The following is a 19977-nucleotide window of genomic DNA, read 5'->3' as shown; positions in this document are numbered from 1 at the left end:
TGGCTGCGACGGCATGTCGCCATACTTCCCATCAACGCTTCCACATCACCCCCACCCCAGCCATTGGTGCGCCTCTTCCTCCTCCAGGAACACCTCGGCGGGGAAGGGTGGCGGCCACGCGGCCAGGTACATGCGGGTGAAGGTGGCGTTGCGTTCGTTGCGCGCCACCCAGGCCACGGCCAGCGTGTTGGGCTGGGGCAATTGCGCGTAGTGGTCGGTGGTGATCATGGGGATGTCGAACTCCACATGATCGGGCAGCAGCATGATGGCGCGGTGCGGCCCGGCGGCACCGAGCTCCTGGCGTACACGCATCATCTCCTCGATGCCGGGCACGGTGAATGGCACGCCGGGCTTGAAACGCACCTCCACGCGGTCCGGCGCGGTGTAGCGGACGGTGGCCAGGGGTGTGTCGCGGAAAGGCGGGGCGGCGGACATGCGTGCAAGGATAAGGGGACTTGCCGACCAGTGCCGTTGCCGCAGGGCTGGTGATGATTTCTGCCGGTGGACCGCGGATCGCCCATGCGGCAGGCCGCCGACCCGTGTTTCCTTTGCGCCACAAGGATCAACATGAGCGACCGGGAGGAATTCATCCGCACCATGGAGGCTGGCTACGCCACGCCGGGTGCGCACATCGTACTGGGCGGCGCGCTGCTGAACGGCGAGGTACCGCCAGGCTGCCAGGTAAAACTGCCCTTGCGCACACTGAACCGGCATGGGCTGATCTGCGGCGCCACCGGCAGCGGCAAGACCAAAACGCTGCAACTGCTGGCCGAACAACTTTCCCTACAGGGCGTGCCCAGCCTGCTGATGGATGTGAAGGGCGACCTGAGCGGTATCGCCGCGCCTGGCACGGTGAACGCCAAGATCACCGAGCGGCATGAACGGCTGGGCCTGCCCTACGCCCCACAAGGCACGCCGGTGGAGTTGCTGAGCCTGAGCGATGAACCAGGCGCCCGTCTGCGCGCCACCATCAGCGAATTCGGGCCGGTGCTGCTGGGCCGCGTGCTGGAATTGAACGACACCCAGCAGAGCGTCCTGGCCCTCGTGTTCAAGTATTGCGACGACAACCAGCTGCCGCTGCTCGACCTGAAGGACCTGCGCCGCGTGCTGCGGTACACCACCAACGAGGGCAAGGAAAAGATCAAGGCCACCTACGGGCAGGTAAGCCCGGCCACGGTGAACATCATCCTGCGCAAACTCATCGAGATCGAGCAACAGGGGGCCGAGCGTTTCTTCGGCGAGCCCTCGTTCGATGTGCAGGACCTGCTGGCCCAGCGGGACGGCCAGGGCGTAGTGCATATCGTGCGCCTCACCGACATCCAGGATAGACCAAGGCTCTTCAGCACCTTCATGCTCTGCCTGCTGGCGGAGGTCTACTCCACCTTCCCCGAAGTGGGAGATGCCGAGAAGCCCAAACTGGTGCTCTTCATCGATGAGGCGCACCTGATCTTCAACACGGCCTCCAAGGCTCTGCTGGACCAACTGGAGATGATCGTGAAGCTGATCCGCTCAAAGGGCGTGGGCATCATCTTCTGCACGCAGGACCCCTCCGACGTGCCCGAGCGTGTGCTTGGCCAGTTGGGCCTGAAGGTCCAGCACGCCCTGCGGGCCTTCACCGCCAAGGACCACGACACCATCCGCAAGACCGCGCGCAATTACCCGCTCACCACTTTCTACGATACCGAGAAACTGATCACCGCATTGGGCATCGGCGAAGCGCTGGTGACGGGCCTCAGCGAGAAGGGCATGCCCACACCCCTGGCGCACACCCTGCTGCGGGCGCCGCTGGGCCGCATGGATGTGCTCTCGCCCCTGGAGATCGACGGGCTGGTGGCGCGCAGCGTGCTCGCGGGCCGTTACAACAAAACGGTGGATAGCGACAGCGCGCATGAGATGCTGGAGCGCCGCATGCGCGAGGCGACCGAACATGCACCCCCACCGACCACGAAACCCGCACCGCGCACCACCACACGCCGTGTGAACGACCCCACCGAAGTGTTGAAGCGGCAGGCCACAAACACCGTGGTGCGCGAACTTGCCCGCACGCTGCTGGGGGTGCTCGGACTGCGCTCCACCTCCCGGCGACGGCGCTGAGCCCTTAAGGCAAGCCCGGCCGTGGCGGCTGCCGCGGATCCACCACTTTCTCGATCTCCATGAAACGGTCCCGCCACCGCTGGGCCTGGTCGAAAAGATCCTGCCGGTGGCAATCGCGCAAGCGCGCGGCGCAATCGGCCAGGCAGCTTTCATGCACTTCCAGTGCGCGCGCTTTCCGCGCCTGCGAGGGTGCGATGCATCGCTGGAAGTCCGCTTCCACATCCTCGATGCATTGGCTGCGCGCCGCAGGATCGTTGACGAAACGCACCTGGCACTCGGTGATGCGCTGGTGACGTGGCAGGACACAAAGACCGGAATCGAGCCTTGCGCTCATGAGGGCCTGGTCGCGCACCTGATCGCACGCGCCGCGGCATTGCGTCTCGGCGCGGGCGCAGGCGTCGAATCGCAAACCATCCAAGGACACGCGCAGGCGGTAGTTCTGGTACACCAGGAAGAGCGTGGCCAGCATCAGCAGGGCCAGCACGATGGTGGGGAGCTTGGACTTGTCCATGGTGAAAGAGGTTTGTCGCATCGGGCCCCTTGGCCGTGCACAAAGCTTTTGGTCGCACAGCGGCGGCCACAATACCCTGACCAGGGTATTTTCAGGGGTACAACATGCAGCTTGGAAAGAAAACCGTGCGCTACCCGCCGAGCTTCCAGCTTTCCAGTGCGGTGTGCACCGTGCCCTCCGGTCCGGGATCGGAGCGGAACAGCGTGAGTTCCGCCAGTGCGAGTTCCGGCACGGTGATGCGCGTTTCCACGAAAGCATTCGGTGATCCCTTGCTGCGCGCGATGGTCACATGCGGCGTGTAAACCGGCCAGGGCACCGGTGTGGTACCGGTGCTGCGCGCCAGGGCATGGTGCAGTTGGGTGAGGCCGGCATGCGGCGGAAAGCGCAGCCACATCATGGTGGGGCGCTCCTGGCCCATGGTGCACAGCACGCCGTTGTGCAAGTTGAGGAGTGCTGTGCTCGCGGCGATGCGTATCGCTGCGTCGCGGATGACTTCCAGGTCCGCCGCAGACCGTTGGCCGACGAAGAGCGCGGTGACATGCCATTGCCGCTCGGGTGCCGCACGCCACGCGCGATCGCGCAGGTGTGGGGCCGCCGCCTCACGGATCGTGGCGCAGATCTCACGGGGCACCAAGGTGCCAAGGAAAAGACGCAGGTTCTCTTCGGGCGACATGTCGAAAGATCACGCAAGTTCGCTCGCATCCCGTGAAGCGGCGCCAGTTCACCAGGGCGTAAGCACCTGATGGGACCGCCCCACGCTGAGGATCGCTCAGGTCAGGTCGGCATACTGGTGGGCTGAAGCCGCTGCATTCCGTTCGTTCCTGACCGTATAGGGACGTTGATGGTCAGGTGTCGGACAGCAATGCCGCTTCCATGAGATCCGTGTATGACCTGGATGAACCGCGAATGCATGTCCATTCAAGGTTCATTGAGCCAAGGCGCGACAGCCCTGGCCCGCTCAACGCATGGCCGTGCGCACCGCGGCATCGGCGTGCTCCCAAGCCTTGTCTATGCGCGGTCCCAGGTCGCGGGCGGCATCGTGGCGGTCCTGGGCGCGCAGCGCGGAGCGCAAGCCCTGCAGGGCATAGCCGTTCTCCGGCCAGTGGAAAAGGTCCTCGCGGTAGGCCTGCTCGGCTTCGGCCGAACGTCCGGCACGCAGCAACAGCGCGCCCAGATCGTGCCGCACGGGGAAGGGCCAGTCGGGCGGCTCCTGGTATTGCAGCGCATCCTCGGCGTCCACGGCCCGGTACAGCGCTTCGATCGCCGCCTCCAGATCGCCTTGCGCAGCGAGGATCTCGCCACGCAACAGCGGTTCGGCCACGGCGAGGATGCCGGGCACGGTGTTCACCTCCCAGATGGTCAGCGTCTGCATGCGCTCATCCGCCACCAAACGGCGTAGGGCTTCCAGCGATACCTGTGCCTTGGACACTTCGCCGGTGCGCGCCTGCCGCATGCCCTGCGCGAAATGCCAGAGCGCCGCCCCGTAGAGCATGCTGTCCGGCGCCGACTCCCTGGCCAGCCGGTCCCACATGCCCAGCTTCACGGCCACCATCCACGGGTAGGCGTGGTAGTGTTCCAGCGCGGCGAATCCCGGCGCATGGATCAGGTCCTGTGCCAGACTGGCGCGCAGGTCCAGCGCGCTTTCCCACGCCAGTTCGCGTTCACCGCCCATGGCGGCGCAGGCGCTGATGAAGTGGATGTTGTGCGGGAAGTAGACCAGCGGGTAGATGCCGTGCGCGTGGCAGGCGGCCATGTACTTCTCATCGGCCTTCACGCTGCGCTGATTGGTGACCACGCCCTGGTGGTAGCGGCCGGTGCGGATGTAGATGTGCGCGGGCATGTGCGTGAGGTGGCCGCTGCCGGGCACGGCGTGCTCCAAATAGGCGGCACTGGGCAGCGCGCGGTCCGGCGAACGCGAGGCTTCCACCGCGTGGATGTACAGGTGGTGCGCACCGGGGTGGTCCGGGAAGAGTTTGATGCTGCGTTCCAGCGCGGCGATGATCTCCGGCGTCCAGGGCTTCACGCCGCCATCCCTTCCCCAAAGGTCCCAGGGGTGCAGGTCCATGAGGCTTTCGGCGAAGAGCGTGGCGATGTCCGGATCGTCCGGATAACGGTGGGCCAGCACGCGCAAGGCACTGGCATAGGCCTCGTCCAGCGGCGCCCGGTCTTCGGGCGGTTCATGGGCATAGCGTTGCGCCATGGCGTCGATCAGGTCGCGTTCCTTGGTGGTGCAAGCGTCCATACGGCGAATGGCCTGCTGCACGGCGTCCCAGGCGCGTTGGTAGTTGTCCGGCTCCATGCCGGCATTGTAGTTGGGGCCCATCACGTAGGCGAAGCCCCACCACGCCATGGCGCAGGTGGTGTCGTCCAGCGCGGCCTGCCAGAAGCTGCGCGCGGCTTCGGCGTGGTTGAATCCATAGGCGAGCATCAGGCCCTGGTCGAAGTAGCGTTGCACACTGTCCCGCCGGCCTTGTGGCAGGGAGGCGTCCGTGGTGATCGGGTAGTGCAGGCCGTCCAGCCCTTCGCGCAAGGGTTGGCGCTTGCCGCTGGTGTACCAGTCGTGGTCGTGCACCAGGGTGGGTCCGCAGCCGCGCTTGGCGGTCACTTCCGGTGCTTCTTCCGCAGGACCGGGGGTGGAACAGGCCGACAGGAACAAAGCGGCGACCAGCAACAAATGGAATGTGGAACGCATGGCGATAGGGTCTTGGGACATGAAAGATAACCCGCTGAAATTCGAAAAGGGCGATGGAGGTTGATCATCCCGTCGCGCACAACCGTCTCTCCTTCCGCTTCACCCTGCTCAACGACACCTGTGTGGAGTGAGCGACATCGTGGCGACAGCTCCGCACCTGGCAGGCGAACGAGCGACCCTTGCACCCATATCTGCGGACCCACCTCGATCATCTTCCCAAGGACCGCATCGAATGGTGCCAAGCCGACAGCGACCATCTGCCTGTGACGGTGCGCATCCGCGCGGTGCCGGACGATGATCGAGCGGCGGTCACTCCTTCACCACACGCCGGATGCAGGCACGCAGGGGCAGGTGCAGGAAGTACAGGCCGGTCGGCAACGCGGCCAGATCCAGCGCGGTGCCGCGCATGGTGCTGCCGGAGAGCACCGTCGCACCCAGCGCATCGCGCAGCGTGAAGGGCTCCCCGGTGGGCACCCCTTGTATCCACAACGGCCCACTGGTGGGGCTGGGCCATACCTGGATCGACACATGATCCACCACATCCACGCTGGTGGGCAGGCATTGCGCGCTGATGTCGAAGAGCACCACGGTGTTCGATCCGGTGTTGGGGATGCACACGCGCTGGTGCAACTCGTCGAAGTCGATATCCGCCGGATTGTTCAGACCGGGCACGTTGAGGTTCGTTCCGCCGCCAGCGAAGGTGGAAACGTAGCGTGTGATGCGCGCCGGGCTCCACGAAGCGATGAGGAAGTCGCCGTTGCAGTCGATGGTGACGCCATCGATGTTGCCCACGCCGGTGTTCGCCACCAGCACGGTCTCGGCGCCGGTGATGCGGTCATAGCTCTTGATCGGCGCATTGCTTCCCCAGAAGACCACCACCAATCTGTCGCCGACCGGATCCCACACGATGCCGTTGGGTTGCTGGCCGGTGTTGGCCACCAGTGTCACATGGCTGTCCGCCACGGGATCCACTTTGTAGATGCGGCGCGCGCCGCTGGCGAAGTCCGTGATGTAGAGGTGCGTGCCATCGGTGGTGATGCCGTTGGGGAAGCTGGCGCCCAGGTTGCGCACATACACCTGCTGCCCGGTGGTCAGGCTGAAGCCGCGCACGCCATTGCCCATGCAGGCGTAGAGCACATCGCCCATGATCTCCAGACCATAGGGCGCATTGGGCAGGCCCGTGGCGAAGTCCGTGACCACACCGGCCTGGTCGCGCGCCTTGATGGAGGAACTCTGCGTATTGCTCACCAGGTAACGGTCGCCCACGGGGTCGTACTCCACGCTTTCGGGACCCTGGTACTGGGCCTGTGCGGAAGTGATGAGGAGCAGTGCCGGCAACAACGGAAGGCGCATGGTGGTCATGGGTGAAAGGAGCGCCAAGGTAGCGGCGCGGCGATCACTCCCGGGTGATGGGCACCACCACATTGCGCCGCGAGAAGCGCATGACGTAGATGCCCGGCGGCAGGCCGGACAGGTCGATGGCCGCACCGGCACGCAGGGTGGCGCCGCCGATCACCAGGCCGTTGCGGTCCTGCAACACGTAGGGCTCATCGGCCGCGAAAGGCGGATCCAGCGTCCACAGGTCCTCATCGGCATGATAGATGGCGCGTGGCGCAGCGGCCACCGGCTTGCTCTTGTTCGCGGCGCCGGATTGCCCCAGCACGAAGGAGGCGAACAGCAGGCAGGCGATGGACAGGATGGAGCGCGCTGGCATGGTGGCCGGTGAATGTAACCTGCGCGGTGGTGATCGCATACGCGAACGATAGACCCCCAACTTCTCAACTTCCCAAGTTCCAACTACCAATACCACTTAACCTTGCACCATGTCCACGGCGATATCGCACGACATACAAGTGACGGTGCGCGCACGATTCGATGCGGCGCACAGCGATCCGCGCGCAGGTCGTTTCGTCTTCGGCTACCGGGTCACCTTGGTGAACACGGGCCGTGGCACGGTGCAGTTGCTGCGCCGGCAATGGACCATCACCGACAGCCTGGCCAGCGAACGCGAAGTGGAAGGCCCCGGCGTGGTGGGCCAGACACCTGTGCTCTTGCCGGGCGGTTCCTTCACCTACTCCAGTGCCTGCGATCTGCGCAGCGGTCTGGGGCGCATGGAAGGCAGCTATCTGATGCGCCGCATGGACGATGGCAGCATGTTCCGCGTGCGCATTCCGCCCTTCCTCCTGTGCTGGCCCGCGCTGGAGAACTGAGGCATCATCCGGGTGTTAATTCGTGACAAACCTCCGGGGGCCAAGCGGCCCGCCCCTAATTTCGCGGCCGTGACACGCCCCTTCGCCCCCACCTCCCGTGCACTTCTGGTGTACGGCCTGGCGATCCGCGCACTGGCCCTGTTCGTGGCCTTCTGGCTGTGGATGATGCCGTGGGTGATGAACGCCAGCGGCACGCGCGTGATCTGCGATGAGTATGGTGTTCCCACACCCAGCCCGGTGGGCGAAGAGGAGGAGACCAAACATGCCGTGGCCTTCACCTGGGTGGTGATGCCGGACCACGGTGGATCAGACGACGACGACGCGCATCCCTGGTCACCGGCCGATGTGCCCTGCATGCCCCTCTACGGGGAGGTTCCGCACCCACCGCCCTGGATGGGTTGACCGCCGGCCCGCCCTGTGCGCGCCGTTGCCACGTGCCGCACCACGCGCCACCGTTTTCGCTGGTCAGTAGCTTCGGATCCATCCAAACCGTTCCCGCATGTTGTCCCATTGGAAACAGGACCTTCCTGCCTCCATCGTCGTCTTCCTCGTGGCGCTGCCACTCTGCCTTGGCATCGCGGCAGCATCCGGCGCGCCACCCATCGCGGGTCTCATCGCGGGCATCGTGGGCGGCGTGGTGGTGGGGCTGGCCAGCGGCTCCCCCCTGGGTGTCAGCGGCCCGGCGGCGGGCCTTATCGCCATTGTGCTCGCCGCGGTGGAGGATCTCGGCACCTACGAGTTCTTCCTCGCCGCCGTGGTCATCTCGGGCCTGATCCAGATCGCGTTGGGCTTCCTCAAGGGCGGCATCATCGCCTACTATTTCCCCAACTCGGTGATCAAGGGCATGCTCGCAGGCATCGGCATCCTCATCCTGCGCAAGCAGATCTTCCCCGCCATGGGCTACGATGAGCACAGCGTGGAGCACTTCACCTTCGAGGAGGCCGACCACTACGACCAGGTGACCGAATTCAGCAACATGATGGACCGCATCACCCCGGGCGCCGTGGTGATCACCCTGGTTGGTCTCGCGCTGCTGATACTCTGGGAGCGGCCCTTCCTGCGCCGCATCAAGGCGCTGGCCACCGTGCCGGGATCGCTCATGGCCGTGGCCGCGGGCATCTTCCTGGCCATGCTGTTCCAAGGCCATGCGCTGCTGGAAGTAGGCCTGGGGCACTACGTGGAACTGCCCGACCTGCCGAACCTCGGCAACCTCGGCGATGCCGACCTCTCAGGCATCATCGTGATGCCGGACTTCAGCGCACTGATGTCCTACAAACTCTGGACGGTGGCCTTCACCCTGGCCATCGTGGCCAGCCTGGAAACGTTGCTGTGCGTGGAAGCCACCGACAAGCTCGATCCCTGGAAACGGGTCACCCCCGCCAACCGGGAGTTGCACGCGCAGGGCCTGGGCAACACCCTCAGCGGCCTCATCGGCGGCCTGCCCATCACGCAGGTGATCGTGCGCAGCTCGGCCAACATCCAGAGCGGTGGGCGCACCAAGCTCAGCGCCGTGCTGCACGGAATGCTGCTGCTGCTGTGCGTGCTGGCCATCCCCGGCGTGCTGCGGCTCATTCCCAACGCCAGCCTGGCCGCCGTGCTGCTGATGGTGGGCTACAAACTGGCCAAGCCATCGCAATTCAAGACCATGTGGAAGGCGGGCTTCATGCAATTCGCACCATTCATCGTCACCGTGGTGGGTGTGGCCTTCATCGACCTGCTCACCGGCGTCTTCCTCGGCCTGGGTGTGGCCATCATCCACATCCTTTGGAAGAACTACAGCACACCCTTCCACTTCGACCCCAGCAAGCACCTGCCCGGCATGCCCATCCACATCGAGCTCAGCGAGGACGTCACCTTCCTGAACAAGGCCGGTGTGAAGCGCACCCTGGGCGAACTGCCCGACGGGGCCAAGGTGATCATCGATGCGCGCCGCACGGTGGACCTGGACCCGGACGTGCGCGAGATCATCGAAGAATTCATCGGCGAGGCGGCGAAGCGCGGCATCAGCTGCGAACTCGTCGGCTTCAAGGATAGGACACAACGCGGCAAGCGCCCCACTGAACTGGGTGAGCAGGTGCGCGAGGTGGCCGAACGCATCACCCCTTGACACAGGGACCAGAAAAAGAAACCACGACCATGAGCAAGAAGACCAAAACGACCAAGAAGAACGACCCCAAATTGCACGAGGCGCTGCTCCGCAACAACAAGGACTGGAGCAAGCGCATGCACAAGGTCAACCCCAAACTGTTCAAGGAACTCGCCAAGCACCAGGATCCCTTCTTCCTGTGGATCGGCTGCAGCGACAGCCGTGTGCCGCCCAACGAGATCACCGGCACCATGCCCGGCGACATGTTCATACACCGCAACATCGCCAACATGGTGCTGCACACGGACATGAACCTGCTGAGCGTGGTGGACTACGGCGTGAACGTGCTGAAGATCGACCACATCATCGTGTGCGGCCACTACGGCTGCGGCGGTGTGAAGGCCGCCATGGGCAATGAGTTCGGCGGCTACGCGGCCAACTGGGTGCGCAACATCCGCGATGTGGTGCGGCTGCATACCGATGAACTCAAGGGCATCCGGAACGAGGACAAGCGCTTCGACCGTCTGGTGGAACTGAACGTGGCCGAGCAGGTGTACGACCTGAGCCGCACCTCGCTGCTGCGCGATGCCTGGGCCAACGGACGCAAGGTGAAGGTCCACGGCTGGGTCTACAGCCTGAAGGATGGCGTGATTAAGGACCTGGGCGTGACACGCGACTCGTACGAGCCTGAGCGCCGCGCGGTGACCGTTCGCTGACCAGCGCACCACCGATGCCGGATATCTTTGCGCGGCCGCCCACCAAGGGCGGCCGCGCCTTTCCAGGAACATCCATCCCCCATGACCGACGCCATCTTCCACAGCCCCGCTCCCATCAACGAACCCGTGCTCAGCTACGCGCCCGGCTCCCGCGAGCGGGAACAACTGCTGGCCGAATACGATGCCCGCATGAAGCGGAAGATCGAGCTGCCCATGTGGATCGGTGGCAAGGCCGTTGAGACCAAGGACCGCCGCGCCGCACGCCCGCCGCATGAGCACAAGCACGTCCTCGGCCACGCGCACTACGGCGACAAAAGCCATGTGAAAGCCGCGATCAACGCAGCGATGCGGGCCAAGCGCGACTGGGAGAACATGCGCTGGGAGGACCGCGCCGCCATCTTCCTCAAGGCCGCCGACCTCATCAGCGGACCGTACCGCGCGGCGATCAACGCCAGTAGCATGCTGGCCCAGAGCAAGAACGCCTACCAGGCCGAGATCGACGCCGCCTGCGAGTTCGCCGACTTCCTGCGTTTCAATGTGCACTACGCGCAGCAGATCTACCGCGACCAGCCCTTCAGCCCCGCGCAAACTTGGAATCGCCTGGAGTATCGCCCGCTGGAAGGCTTCGTCTTCGCCATCTCGCCCTTCAACTTCACCAGCATCGCCGGCAACCTGCCCAGCGCGCCCGCCCTCATGGGCAACACCGCCATCTGGAAACCCGCCGACAGCCAGGTGTACAGCGCGCAGGTGGTGATGGACATCTTCCGCGCCGCCGGCCTGCCCGATGGGGTCATCAACCTCATCCACGTGGACGGCCCCGCCGCCGGTGAAGTGATCTTCTCCCACCCCGACTTCGCCGGCCTGCACTTCACCGGCAGCACCGGCGTGTTCCAGCACCTGTGGAAGACCATCGGCAACAACGTGGGGATGTACCGCAGCTACCCGCGCATCGTGGGCGAGACCGGCGGCAAGGACTTCGTGATCGCGCACCCCAGCGCCGACCCGCTCGCCGTGGCCACCGCGCTGAGCCGCGGCGCCTTCGAGTTCCAGGGCCAGAAGTGCAGCGCCGCCAGCCGCGCCTACATCCCCAGCAACCTCTGGCCCACGGTGAAGAAGGAACTGCTCGCCGACGTGGAGAGCTTCCGCATGGGCAGCCCGCGCGACCTGAAGAACTTCATCAACGCGGTGATCGATGAGCGCGCCTTCGACAAGATCGCGGGGTATATCGACGGTCTCAAGAAGGACCGTAGGAACATCAGCATCATCGCGGGCGGCACCTACGACAAGAAGGCAGGCTACTTCATCAAGCCCACGGTGGCCGTGACGAAGGACCCGCGCAGCACCACCATGTGCGAGGAGATCTTCGGGCCGGTGCTCACCATCCACGTCTACCCGGAGAACGCGTGGGCGAAGACCCTGAAGCTGCTCGATGGCACCAGCCCCTACGCGCTCACCGGCGCCGTCTTCAGCCAGGACCGCCAGGCCATCGTGGAAGCCACCACGGCGCTGCGCCACAGCGCGGGCAACTTCTACATCAACGACAAGCCCACCGGTGCGGTGGTGGGCCAGCAGCCCTTCGGTGGCGCGCGCGGCAGCGGCACCAACGACAAGGCCGGCAGCTACCTGAACCTGATCCGCTGGGTGAGCCCGCGCACCATCAAGGAGAACTTCGTGCCCCCCACGGACCACCGGTATCCGTTCATGGGGTGAGGGGTGGTTGAAGGTTGGCGATCGTGGTCGGTTGGCGGATGAATCGACATCCAACCCCTCAACTTGCTGACCCTACCTGTCGGCCGGCAGACTCCTACGGCCTGCGCCACCCAACCTTCCACCCAAAAAGGCCGTAGGAACGCCCGCCCGTTGGAACATCCGGGCACTACGGCATTGGCGAACGCGAAACCCCGCACCACACGCAAGGTCCTGCTGGCCGTGCACGCCGTGTTGCTGATGTTGAGCATCACGGTGATCGCCCTTGCGCATCTGTCCGATCGCCGCGAACAACGGCAGGAAGCCCTCAAGAACCTGGGCACGGCCACCGCTTCGTTGGCGGCACAATTGGACGCCCGCCACGTGGACCTGCTGCTGGAGAAATACCGGGAACCGGGCCTGATCATCAAGAACACGCAGGACGCGCGCTATTACGTGCTGCACGACCACCTGCGCCGCACGGCGGACCGCCTGGGTCTGCAAAGCCCGCTGCGCATCGTGACCTTGGACGCCCAGGGTGCTCCGGTGGAACTCGTGACCTCGGAGACCACGCCCGCCTACCAGATGCCGGTTCCGGAAGCGGCGAATGTGCTGCGCTCCAAGGAGGGCAGGATCTCCGCCGGCGACGTGCTGTTGGCGAGCGATGCCCTGCGTGATGCCGATGGGCGCACCGTGGCGCACGTGGTGGCCCTCCACCCCGCTGCCGAAGCCGATGCCCGCGCCCTGGCCGCCCTCTGGCGCAATTTGTTCATCGCCGTGCTGCTGCTGGCCGTCTCGGCCGTGGTGCTCTACCGCTCCGTGGGCCGCTGGCTGAAACGCGACGAGGATGAGATGGGCAGCCTGCAGGCCCGCCACGCCGGCATGACCGACAGCATGGCCTACGCCGGCAAGATCCAACGTGCGCTGGTACCACGGCCCGAAGCCTATGATGCCTTCTTCGACGACCATTTCGTCATCGACCGCCCCAAGGACCTTGTGAGCGGCGATTTCCACTGGGTGCATCGTGTGGATGAGGACCGCTGCTTCGTAGCCGCCGCCGACTGCACCGGACATGGCTTGCCCGGCGCCATGCTCGCCACCATCTGCTGCTCCCTGCTGAACGAGATCGTGCCGCGCCACCACGACAAGGACCCCGCCGAACTGCTCAACATCCTAAACACCCGTCTGGTGACCACCCTGCATCAACAGGGCCGCAAACAGGGATCGGGCGACGGTATGGACATCGCCCTGTGCCGGGTGGACCGCCGCACCCGTGAGATCCTTTTCGCCGGAGCCTTCAGGCCGCTCTATTGGTCGCATGGAGGCCAGGTGACAGTGATCAACGGGGACCGCAAACCCATCGGGGGTGCGCACCACGATCTGGACCGCCGCTTCACCGTGCACCGGATCGCCTACAGTTCCGGCGATCGCATCTACCTGTTCAGCGATGGGTACGTGGACCAGTTCGGCGGACCCAATGGCAAGCGCTTCATGAGCGAACGCCTGAAAACGCTGCTGGACGAGCACCACCACCTGCCGCTGGACGAACAGGCGCGCGTGCTGGACCAGGCCTTTGACACCTGGCGTGGACGCACCGAACAGGTGGACGATGTGTGCATGCTCGGCCTGGCGGTATGACCATGCGCGTGCATCGGTGCAAGCCATCCTTCTATATTTGAGCGGGTGGACGCCGATGCGTCCGAGCAAAGCGACGCATGGCGAACAAGTCGGAGTTGATCGAGCGGCTCCAGAAGCTGGTCGAGGAGGAGGATGTGGAGCAGGCCGCAGAGGCGGTGGAAGCGGTGAAGGAGGCCTTCGAGGCCCTGGTGGCCGCCGACCATGACCATGCTCCCGCCGAAGCGGAAGCCGCCCTGGTGGAGGAGGCCGCGCAGGCCACCCCGGCGGTGAACGGCAGTGAGGGCCAGCTGCACATCGAATCCGCTCCACTGCACGATGAGGAGGACAAGCGCTTCAAGCAACTCCTCGACGCGTTCAACACCCGCGTCAACGACATCCGCCGGCAGAAGGCCCGCGAAGAAGCCGCCAACCTGGCCGCCAAGCGCGAGATCATGGACGAACTCCGCTCTCTGATCGCCGGGGAGGAGAACATCGGCAACGCATTCAAGCGCTTCAGCGAACTGCAGGAGAAGTGGAAGTCCATCGGCCCCGTGCCGCAACAAGCCTACCGCGAACTGCAGAGCGACTACTCGCATCTGCGCGACGACTTCTATTACCACATCCGCATCTACCAGGAATTGCGCGACCACGACCTGCGCAAGAACACCGGACTGAAGCAGGCCCTGATCAGCGACATGCAGGCCCTGGCGGAAAAGGACGGGGTGAAGGAGCTGGAGACGCTGGTGAAGGAATACCAGGAGAAGTGGCACCAGATCGGTCCGGTGCTGCGCGAGGAGTGGGAGATCGTGCGCGATGGTTTCTGGAACGCCACCCGCGCGGTGTACGACAAGATCCATGAACACTACAAGGCCCGCCGCGCGGAGCACGAGGCCAACCTGGCTGCCAAGCAGAGCCTCGTGGACAAGGTGATCGCCATCGGCACCGCCGCGCGGGAGGAGGGTCAGAAGGACTGGAAGGCCCTCACCGAGCAGGTGCTGGAACTGCAGAACGCCTGGAAGCAGGTGGGCTTCGCCACCAAGAAGGAGAACGAACGCGTTTGGAAGGAATTCCGCGCGGCATGCAACGCCTATTTCGACGCGAAGAAGGACCACTTCAACGCGATGAAGGAGAAGTTCCGCGAGGCGCGCGAAATGAAGATGGCCCTGGTGGAAGAGGCGCAGGCCCTGAAGGACAGCACCGAGTGGCGGCAGGCTGCCGACAAGTTCAAGGCCCTGCAACAGCGGTGGAAGGAGGCCGGCAGCGCGGGTCCGCGTGATGAGAACAAACTGTGGAACCGCTTCCGTGAAGCCTGCGACCATTTTTTCAAGGCGCGCAAGGCCGTCTACGCCCAACTGGACGCCGAACAGGCCGAGAACGTCAAGGGCAAGGAGGCGCTGCTCGCCGAACTGGAAGGCTTCCAACTCACCGGCGACCGCAACGCCGACATCGAGACGCTGAAGACCTTCTCCCAGCGGTGGATGAGCTCCGGCCGCGTATCGCCCAAACTGTACGACAGCTTCAGTGAGCGCTACCGTGCGGCGCTGGACAAGCATTACGGGGCGCTGCGCATGGAGGGCGAGGCGCGTGTGCGCCAGCGGTCACGCGACCACATCGAAAGCCTGAAGGCGGCGCCCGACGGACGCGACCGCATCGAGCGTGAGAGCCGCTTCGTGAAGCGCAAGATCGAGGAGTTGGAGAATGAGATGCGCCAGATGGATCGCAACATGGGCATGTTCAACTTCAAGACCGCCAGTGGGGAGGCCATGAAGAAGGACATGGAGAAGAAGATCGAGAAGCTGGCGCGCGACGTGGACCGGCTGAAGGAACAGCACCGCGAGCTGCTCAAGGAACTGCGCTGATCCCAGCGGGTGGTCCTACCTTCGGGGTCATGCCACGCTTCGCTCTTCTCCTTCCCCTCATGGCCCTGGCCGCATGCGATGGCGGACGCGCCGTGGAAGACCCACTCCCCGCCGATCCGCCTGCCGCCAGCCCCGAATTGGCCGATGGACTACTGGGGGAATGGGTGTCGCCCATGAGCGATGGCCGCACCGTGTTCCATGAGCAATGGCACCGTACCGGGAATGGTCACTTGGAAGGCCTGGGCTTCGTGATGTCCGGCGCCGACACGGTCTTCATCGAGCAGCTCGGCATCCACTTCACGGACAGCGGCACCTGGTACAGCGCCACGATACCATCGCAGAATGGCGGCCTGCCCGTGCATTTTCGTCGGACGGCCGACCGCGACAGCATGGTCTTCGTGAACCCCGATCATGATTTCCCGCAGCGTATCGTGTACAGGCCGGAGGAAGGCCCCGGATGGGCGGTGGATGTCTCCGGCATGGAGCGCGGCACGCCACGGGTGGAGCGCTTCCGCTTCGTACCACGCGCCGGGGAAGGAACCAGCGCACCGTGACCACCACCGGTACCGATCGTTCCGCTCGCTGGCGGTCGCGCGCCACCAGGCTGCTCCATTCCGCCCTGGCGCTGGTACTCATCGCCATGATGTACTTCATGGGAGTTTACTCGGAACGCACCGGTTTCGTGCACCAGGTGCTGGATCCGGGGATACGCCGCGCGACGCACCCGGTGCTGAACGCCTTCCGGGGCAAGCCCCCGGCGGTGTCCGTGCTGAAGCTCGAATTCAGCGAGACCGACCAGGACAGCCTGGATCGCATCCGCGCCATCGCCACGGAACAAGGTTGGTTGGAAAGCGCTGGCAATCCGCTGTTCAGCGCCAATGCCTCCGTGGACGATCGTGAGTTGGGCGCATGGGCCGGACTGCGTGAAGGGAACGCCGAGATCTTGTCCGGCAGGCGTTGGCCCTGGCATGTTCGTCTTTCGCCCGACGACAGCCTGCTGGGCATGTCCACCTTCGATCTGGTGCCGGTGGACGACACGCGGCAACTTTGGGCGTGGCTCTTTCTGCGCCTGCTGCAGGAGGAGGGCATCCCGGCACTGGGCCATGGCTTCATCGATCTGCACCTGAACGGCCGCGATCTGGGCTTGTATGCCGTGGAAGGCCGGGTGGACGGCAGGCAATTGAAGCAATGGGGCCTGGGTCCGGGGCCTGTGGTGCGCTTCGACGATGGCCTGCTCACGAACACGCGCCGCGCCATGGCGCAACGCATCTACCCCAGTGAAATGCCCGCGCAAGGCGATTGGCTCACCGCACCCATACTTGCCTCACGTTTGGACCGGGTGCTGGAAGACCCCGAGGCCGCGCGCCGCTTCCAATCCGCCGTCATCGCCCTGGAGGCCCTGCGCGATGGGCGCTCCACCCCTTCGGCCATCCTGGATGTGGATCGGCTCGCACGTCTGCTGGCCCTGTCGGACCTGTTCGGCGCCACGGCCGCCGTGGAATGGTGGTCCATGCGTTTCCTGGCAGACAGCCTCACAGGCAAACTCATCGCTCTGCCACAACGGGGCCTGGCGGGGGAACCGATCGGCATGCTGCTGGGCGTACGTGGGCAAGAGGCCGCCCGGGCACAGGGACGCGCCATCACCTTCCATGGCAGGCTCTTCGGTGATACCGCCATCCACCTGCGTTACATCGCCTGGCTGGACACCTTCAGCACCTTGGGCCGCGTGGAAGCCATGCTGGACCGTGTCAGCGCCGGGCTGGATGAGAAGGAAAAGATCCTCCGCGCGGCCATGCCGGATGCCGCACTCACCCGCGATGTGATCGAACATGATCTCACCGTGGTACGCCAGACGCTTCGCCCACGCGACCTGCTGCTCGCCTACACCCAAGCCGGGGGTGGCGAACGCAGGCGTCTTTCGGTGGCCAATGTGCACAGCCTGCCCGTGATCGTGGACATGGCCATCGCGGGCACGGATACCATGCACCTTTCCAGGCCACTGCTCCTCTACCCCAGGGAAGCGGGCAAACCCCTCTTCTACCGGTCGCTCGTCCTCGACCGGCCGGTGGCCCAGGACGTGCCCATCACCTTGCTGGCGGCCACCTGGGGGCTGCGCGACCGCAGCGCCGTGCAGGTGCGCACCTGGAGCACCCTGCCGGCCAATTGATCAAGGGATCATGGCGCGTGCTACATTGGCGCGTCCAAACCCCCTAACACAAACACCCATGGGCATGTTGAAAGAGTTCAAGGAGTTCGCGATGAAAGGCAACGTCGTGGACATGGCCGTCGGTATCATCATCGGCGGTGCTTTCGGCAAGATCGTTTCCTCCTTGGTCAGTGATGTCATCATGCCCCCCATCGGCGTGCTCCTGGGCGGTGTTGATTTTTCAGAGCTGCAGTTGGTGGTGAAAGAAGCCGAGGGCGAGGCAGCCGCCGTGGCGATCAAGTACGGTTCGTTCATCATGACGGTGCTCGACTTCGTGATCATCGCCTTCGCCATTTTCATGGTCATCAAAGGCCTCAACCGCTTCAAGAAGAAGGAGGCCGCCGCTCCTCCCCCGGCACCGCCGGAACCCAGCAGCACAGACAAGCTCCTGATGGAGATCCGCGATGCATTGAAGAAGTGACGCCCTCGTCGCCGAACAGGGAAGGCCGCTCCGCGATGGGCGGCCTTTTCTTTCGCCCTGGCCCGGGCGCTCAACGCAGGGTCGCCGTACGAGGGTCGAAGCACATGCCTTCATCCTGGAAGGCCCGCGCGAGGACACCTTGCTCCAAGGCTTCGGCGGGGCTGCCACTCCATGCGACGCCCTGATGCGCAAGCAGAAGCACATCGGCCATGTCCAACGCGGTGCGCAGGTCGTGCGTGGAGATCAACACGGACCGATCGCCGGCGTGGGCCAGTTCGCGCAGCAAACGCATCACCCGCACACGGTTCACCAGATCGAGGAAGGCCGTAGGCTCGTCCAGCAGCATCAGTCGCGTGTCCTGCGCCAGCGCCCGGGCGATCATCACGCGCTGGTGCTCCCCATCGCTCAAGGTCGCGATGTCGCGGTCGGCGAGTCCATGCAGTCCGGTGGTGCGCAAGGCTTCCTCCACATGGTCGAGGTCCACCGCGGAAAGCCGACCGAAGTGACCTGTCCAGGGTTGACGGCCCAAGGCCACCACGGAGCGCACATCCAGCAGGCCCAGATGTGTGCGGCCGGTGAAGACAAGTGAAACGGCACGCGCACGCTCCCGGGCGCCCATCGCTTGTATGTCCTTTCCCTTGACGTGCAGGCGGCCATCGATGGGCGGATGAATTCCCGCGATGGTGCGCAACAGGGTGGACTTGCCGCTGCCATTCACACCAATGAGCGCAGCCAGTTTCCCGTGCCCAAGGCGCAGGTCCACACCGGACAGCACCGGCTTCCCAGCATGGCCCACCGCCAAGCCTTCCGTATGGAGCAGGTCGTTGTTCATGCGCTGGTCCATCGTCTTCCCCGCAGGAGTACCCACACCACTACAGGCACACCGAACAAGGAGGTGACCGCGTTCAGCGGAAGCGCTTCCGCAGCACCCGGCAGGCGCGCCACCAGATCGGCCATCAGGGCGAGCACGGCACCGCAGAGGATCGTGGCCGGCAGCAGGCGGGCGTGGTCGTTGGTACGAAACAGCCCGCGTGCCACATGCGGTGTGGCCAGCCCAAGAAAGGCGATCGGCCCGCAGAAAGCCGTGATGCTGCCGGCCAGCACGCCGGTGACCACGATGATCCCAAGGCGCAGGGCGGGTACCCGCACGCCCAGGGTGGCCGCCTGCTCCTCGCCCAGGAGAAGCGCGTTCAGCGGCTTCATCAACATCAAGGACGCCACGAGGCCCAGCATCACCGGCCATGCCAGCCACGGCAGTCGCCCTGGATCCACACCACCGAATGAACCCATGCCCCAGATGACGAATCCCTTCAACGCCGCGGCCGGGCTCGCCACCTGCAACACACTGATCAAGGCCGAACAGAGGTAGCCGATCATCAGGCCTACGATCAGCAAGGTGATACCGTCGCCCACGCGGCGATCGGCCAGCACGATGAGTGACAAGACCACGGCCGCACCGGACAAGGCGCCCAGCCATGGGGCCAGGTCCTGGGCCCAGGCGATGCGCATCCAGACGGGCTGCGCGAGCATCACCAGCGCCACGCCGAGACTCGCGCCGGAATTGATCCCCAGCACCGAAGGCCCGGCCAGCGGATTGCGGAAGAGCGTCTGCATCAGCAGGCCACTCGCGGCAAGACCGGCTCCGGCGAGCATCGCGGTGACGGCGCCCGGGAAGCGCATGGCCCGAACGATGACCCGGGAGCCATCGTCCACGGTACCGCCACCAAGGGCCGCCCACACCTCTGTCAAGGGGATCCGCACGGAGCCGAACATGAGGTGCAGGGCGAAGAGCAGCACGCCAAGGAGGCTCAACAGCAGGTAGGGCCAGAGGCGACCGCGGTGCATCGGGCGAAGGTACCGGGGTTCGGCATGGCGATCG

General features: G+C 65.0%; 19 protein-coding genes. 11 read left to right on the top strand and 8 right to left on the bottom strand.

The genetic code is table 11. From position 1 onward, the window contains the following. Window positions 1-45 precede the first annotated feature (45 nt). Window positions 46-435, bottom strand: a complete 390-nt coding sequence (locus KIT10_16150) for a hypothetical protein (protein ID MCW5900791.1) — start codon at window positions 433-435, stop codon at window positions 46-48. 132 nt (window positions 436-567) lie between these two features. Between KIT10_16150 and KIT10_16145 the strand changes: the two genes are divergently transcribed. Further along, complete coding sequence (locus KIT10_16145) at window positions 568-2094, top strand: DUF853 family protein (protein ID MCW5900790.1); 1527 nt, start codon at window positions 568-570, stop codon at window positions 2092-2094. 4 nt (window positions 2095-2098) lie between these two features. Here KIT10_16145 and KIT10_16140 read toward each other — a convergent pair whose 3' ends face one another. From KIT10_16140 to KIT10_16120, 5 genes are all read right to left on the bottom strand, one after another. Next, window positions 2099-2605 (bottom strand): hypothetical protein, encoded by a 507-nt coding sequence (locus tag KIT10_16140; GenBank protein MCW5900789.1) that lies wholly within the window; start codon window positions 2603-2605, stop codon window positions 2099-2101. Window positions 2606-2735: 130 nt separating this feature from the next. Beyond that, on the bottom strand, window positions 2736-3278 hold the full coding sequence (locus KIT10_16135) for a 2'-5' RNA ligase family protein (protein MCW5900788.1): 543 nt from the start codon (window positions 3276-3278) through the stop codon (window positions 2736-2738). Window positions 3279-3563: 285 nt separating this feature from the next. Beyond that, the gene (locus tag KIT10_16130) at window positions 3564-5297 is read right to left on the bottom strand and encodes a hypothetical protein (protein ID MCW5900787.1); all 1734 of its coding nucleotides are present in this window, start codon (window positions 5295-5297) and stop codon (window positions 3564-3566) included. Between the two features lie 309 nt (window positions 5298-5606). Further along, on the bottom strand, window positions 5607-6659 hold the full coding sequence (locus KIT10_16125; protein MCW5900786.1) for an SMP-30/gluconolactonase/LRE family protein: 1053 nt from the start codon (window positions 6657-6659) through the stop codon (window positions 5607-5609). A gap of 34 nt (window positions 6660-6693) precedes the next feature. Continuing rightward, window positions 6694-7011 carry a hypothetical protein gene (locus KIT10_16120; protein ID MCW5900785.1) on the bottom strand — a complete coding sequence of 106 codons (318 nt, stop codon included), beginning with the start codon at window positions 7009-7011 and terminating at the stop codon, window positions 6694-6696. A 109-nt stretch (window positions 7012-7120) separates the two neighbouring features. On the opposite strand from KIT10_16120, the gene apaG reads away from it, so the two are divergent. The 10 genes from apaG (at window position 7121) to mscL (ending at window position 18098) form a co-directional block, all read left to right on the top strand. Next, entirely contained in the window at window positions 7121-7507 is a 387-nt protein-coding gene (gene apaG, locus KIT10_16115; GenBank protein MCW5900784.1) for a Co2+/Mg2+ efflux protein ApaG, read from the top strand. 69 nt (window positions 7508-7576) lie between these two features. Beyond that, a complete protein-coding gene (locus tag KIT10_16110; GenBank protein ID MCW5900783.1) occupies window positions 7577-7909 on the top strand; it encodes a hypothetical protein in 333 nt (110 codons plus the stop codon). Between the two features lie 97 nt (window positions 7910-8006). Continuing rightward, on the top strand, window positions 8007-9614 hold the full coding sequence (locus KIT10_16105) for a SulP family inorganic anion transporter (GenBank protein ID MCW5900782.1): 1608 nt from the start codon (window positions 8007-8009) through the stop codon (window positions 9612-9614). Window positions 9615-9643: 29 nt separating this feature from the next. Then, the gene (gene can / locus KIT10_16100) at window positions 9644-10309 is read left to right on the top strand and encodes a carbonate dehydratase (GenBank protein MCW5900781.1); all 666 of its coding nucleotides are present in this window, start codon (window positions 9644-9646) and stop codon (window positions 10307-10309) included. An 81-nt stretch (window positions 10310-10390) separates the two neighbouring features. Then, complete coding sequence (gene pruA, locus KIT10_16095) at window positions 10391-12019, top strand: L-glutamate gamma-semialdehyde dehydrogenase (GenBank protein ID MCW5900780.1); 1629 nt, start codon at window positions 10391-10393, stop codon at window positions 12017-12019. A 150-nt stretch (window positions 12020-12169) separates the two neighbouring features. Further along, window positions 12170-13633 (top strand): serine/threonine-protein phosphatase, encoded by a 1464-nt coding sequence (locus KIT10_16090; protein MCW5900779.1) that lies wholly within the window; start codon window positions 12170-12172, stop codon window positions 13631-13633. Window positions 13634-13710: 77 nt separating this feature from the next. Next, entirely contained in the window at window positions 13711-15471 is a 1761-nt protein-coding gene (locus KIT10_16085; GenBank protein MCW5900778.1) for a DUF349 domain-containing protein, read from the top strand. A 29-nt stretch (window positions 15472-15500) separates the two neighbouring features. Next, entirely contained in the window at window positions 15501-16025 is a 525-nt protein-coding gene (locus tag KIT10_16080) for a hypothetical protein (GenBank protein MCW5900777.1), read from the top strand. Further along, window positions 16022-17638 carry a hypothetical protein gene (locus tag KIT10_16075; GenBank protein MCW5900776.1) on the top strand — a complete coding sequence of 539 codons (1617 nt, stop codon included), beginning with the start codon at window positions 16022-16024 and terminating at the stop codon, window positions 17636-17638. The genes KIT10_16080 and KIT10_16075 overlap by 4 nt, the downstream gene beginning before the upstream one ends. A gap of 58 nt (window positions 17639-17696) precedes the next feature. After that, complete coding sequence (mscL, locus tag KIT10_16070) at window positions 17697-18098, top strand: large-conductance mechanosensitive channel protein MscL (GenBank protein ID MCW5900775.1); 402 nt, start codon at window positions 17697-17699, stop codon at window positions 18096-18098. Between the two features lie 70 nt (window positions 18099-18168). Here mscL and KIT10_16065 read toward each other — a convergent pair whose 3' ends face one another. Further along, window positions 18169-18930 carry an ABC transporter ATP-binding protein gene (locus tag KIT10_16065; protein MCW5900774.1) on the bottom strand — a complete coding sequence of 254 codons (762 nt, stop codon included), beginning with the start codon at window positions 18928-18930 and terminating at the stop codon, window positions 18169-18171. Next, window positions 18927-19943 (bottom strand): iron ABC transporter permease, encoded by a 1017-nt coding sequence (locus KIT10_16060; GenBank protein ID MCW5900773.1) that lies wholly within the window; start codon window positions 19941-19943, stop codon window positions 18927-18929. The genes KIT10_16065 and KIT10_16060 overlap by 4 nt, the downstream gene beginning before the upstream one ends. Window positions 19944-19977 lie beyond the last annotated feature (34 nt).

The sequence above is a fragment of the Flavobacteriales bacterium genome, from assembly GCA_026129465.1.
Lineage (GTDB): Bacteria > Bacteroidota > Bacteroidia > Flavobacteriales_F > PHOS-HE28 > PHOS-HE28.
The sequence above is the reverse complement of the archived record's forward strand: the minus strand, read 5'-3'. Positions and strand labels throughout refer to the sequence as shown.

Bases quoted from the DNA above. Each gene is read 5' to 3' on its own strand.
- KIT10_16150 (MCW5900791.1), bottom strand. From the start codon at position 435: ATGTCCGCCGCCCCGCCTTTCCGCGACACACCCCTGGCCACCGTCCGC.
- KIT10_16145 (MCW5900790.1), top strand. From the start codon at position 568: ATGAGCGACCGGGAGGAATTCATCCGCACCATGGAGGCTGGCTACGCC.
- KIT10_16140 (MCW5900789.1), bottom strand. From the start codon at position 2,605: ATGGACAAGTCCAAGCTCCCCACCATCGTGCTGGCCCTGCTGATGCTG.
- KIT10_16135 (MCW5900788.1), bottom strand. From the start codon at position 3,278: ATGTCGCCCGAAGAGAACCTGCGTCTTTTCCTTGGCACCTTGGTGCCC.
- KIT10_16130 (MCW5900787.1), bottom strand. From the start codon at position 5,297: ATGCGTTCCACATTCCATTTGTTGCTGGTCGCCGCTTTGTTCCTGTCG.
- KIT10_16125 (MCW5900786.1), bottom strand. From the start codon at position 6,659: ATGACCACCATGCGCCTTCCGTTGTTGCCGGCACTGCTCCTCATCACT.
- KIT10_16120 (MCW5900785.1), bottom strand. From the start codon at position 7,011: ATGCCAGCGCGCTCCATCCTGTCCATCGCCTGCCTGCTGTTCGCCTCC.
- apaG (MCW5900784.1), top strand. From the start codon at position 7,121: ATGTCCACGGCGATATCGCACGACATACAAGTGACGGTGCGCGCACGA.
- KIT10_16105 (MCW5900782.1), top strand. From the start codon at position 8,007: ATGTTGTCCCATTGGAAACAGGACCTTCCTGCCTCCATCGTCGTCTTC.
- can (MCW5900781.1), top strand. From the start codon at position 9,644: ATGAGCAAGAAGACCAAAACGACCAAGAAGAACGACCCCAAATTGCAC.
- pruA (MCW5900780.1), top strand. From the start codon at position 10,391: ATGACCGACGCCATCTTCCACAGCCCCGCTCCCATCAACGAACCCGTG.
- KIT10_16085 (MCW5900778.1), top strand. From the start codon at position 13,711: ATGGCGAACAAGTCGGAGTTGATCGAGCGGCTCCAGAAGCTGGTCGAG.
- KIT10_16080 (MCW5900777.1), top strand. From the start codon at position 15,501: ATGCCACGCTTCGCTCTTCTCCTTCCCCTCATGGCCCTGGCCGCATGC.
- mscL (MCW5900775.1), top strand. From the start codon at position 17,697: ATGGGCATGTTGAAAGAGTTCAAGGAGTTCGCGATGAAAGGCAACGTC.
- KIT10_16065 (MCW5900774.1), bottom strand. From the start codon at position 18,930: ATGAACAACGACCTGCTCCATACGGAAGGCTTGGCGGTGGGCCATGCT.
- KIT10_16060 (MCW5900773.1), bottom strand. From the start codon at position 19,943: ATGCACCGCGGTCGCCTCTGGCCCTACCTGCTGTTGAGCCTCCTTGGC.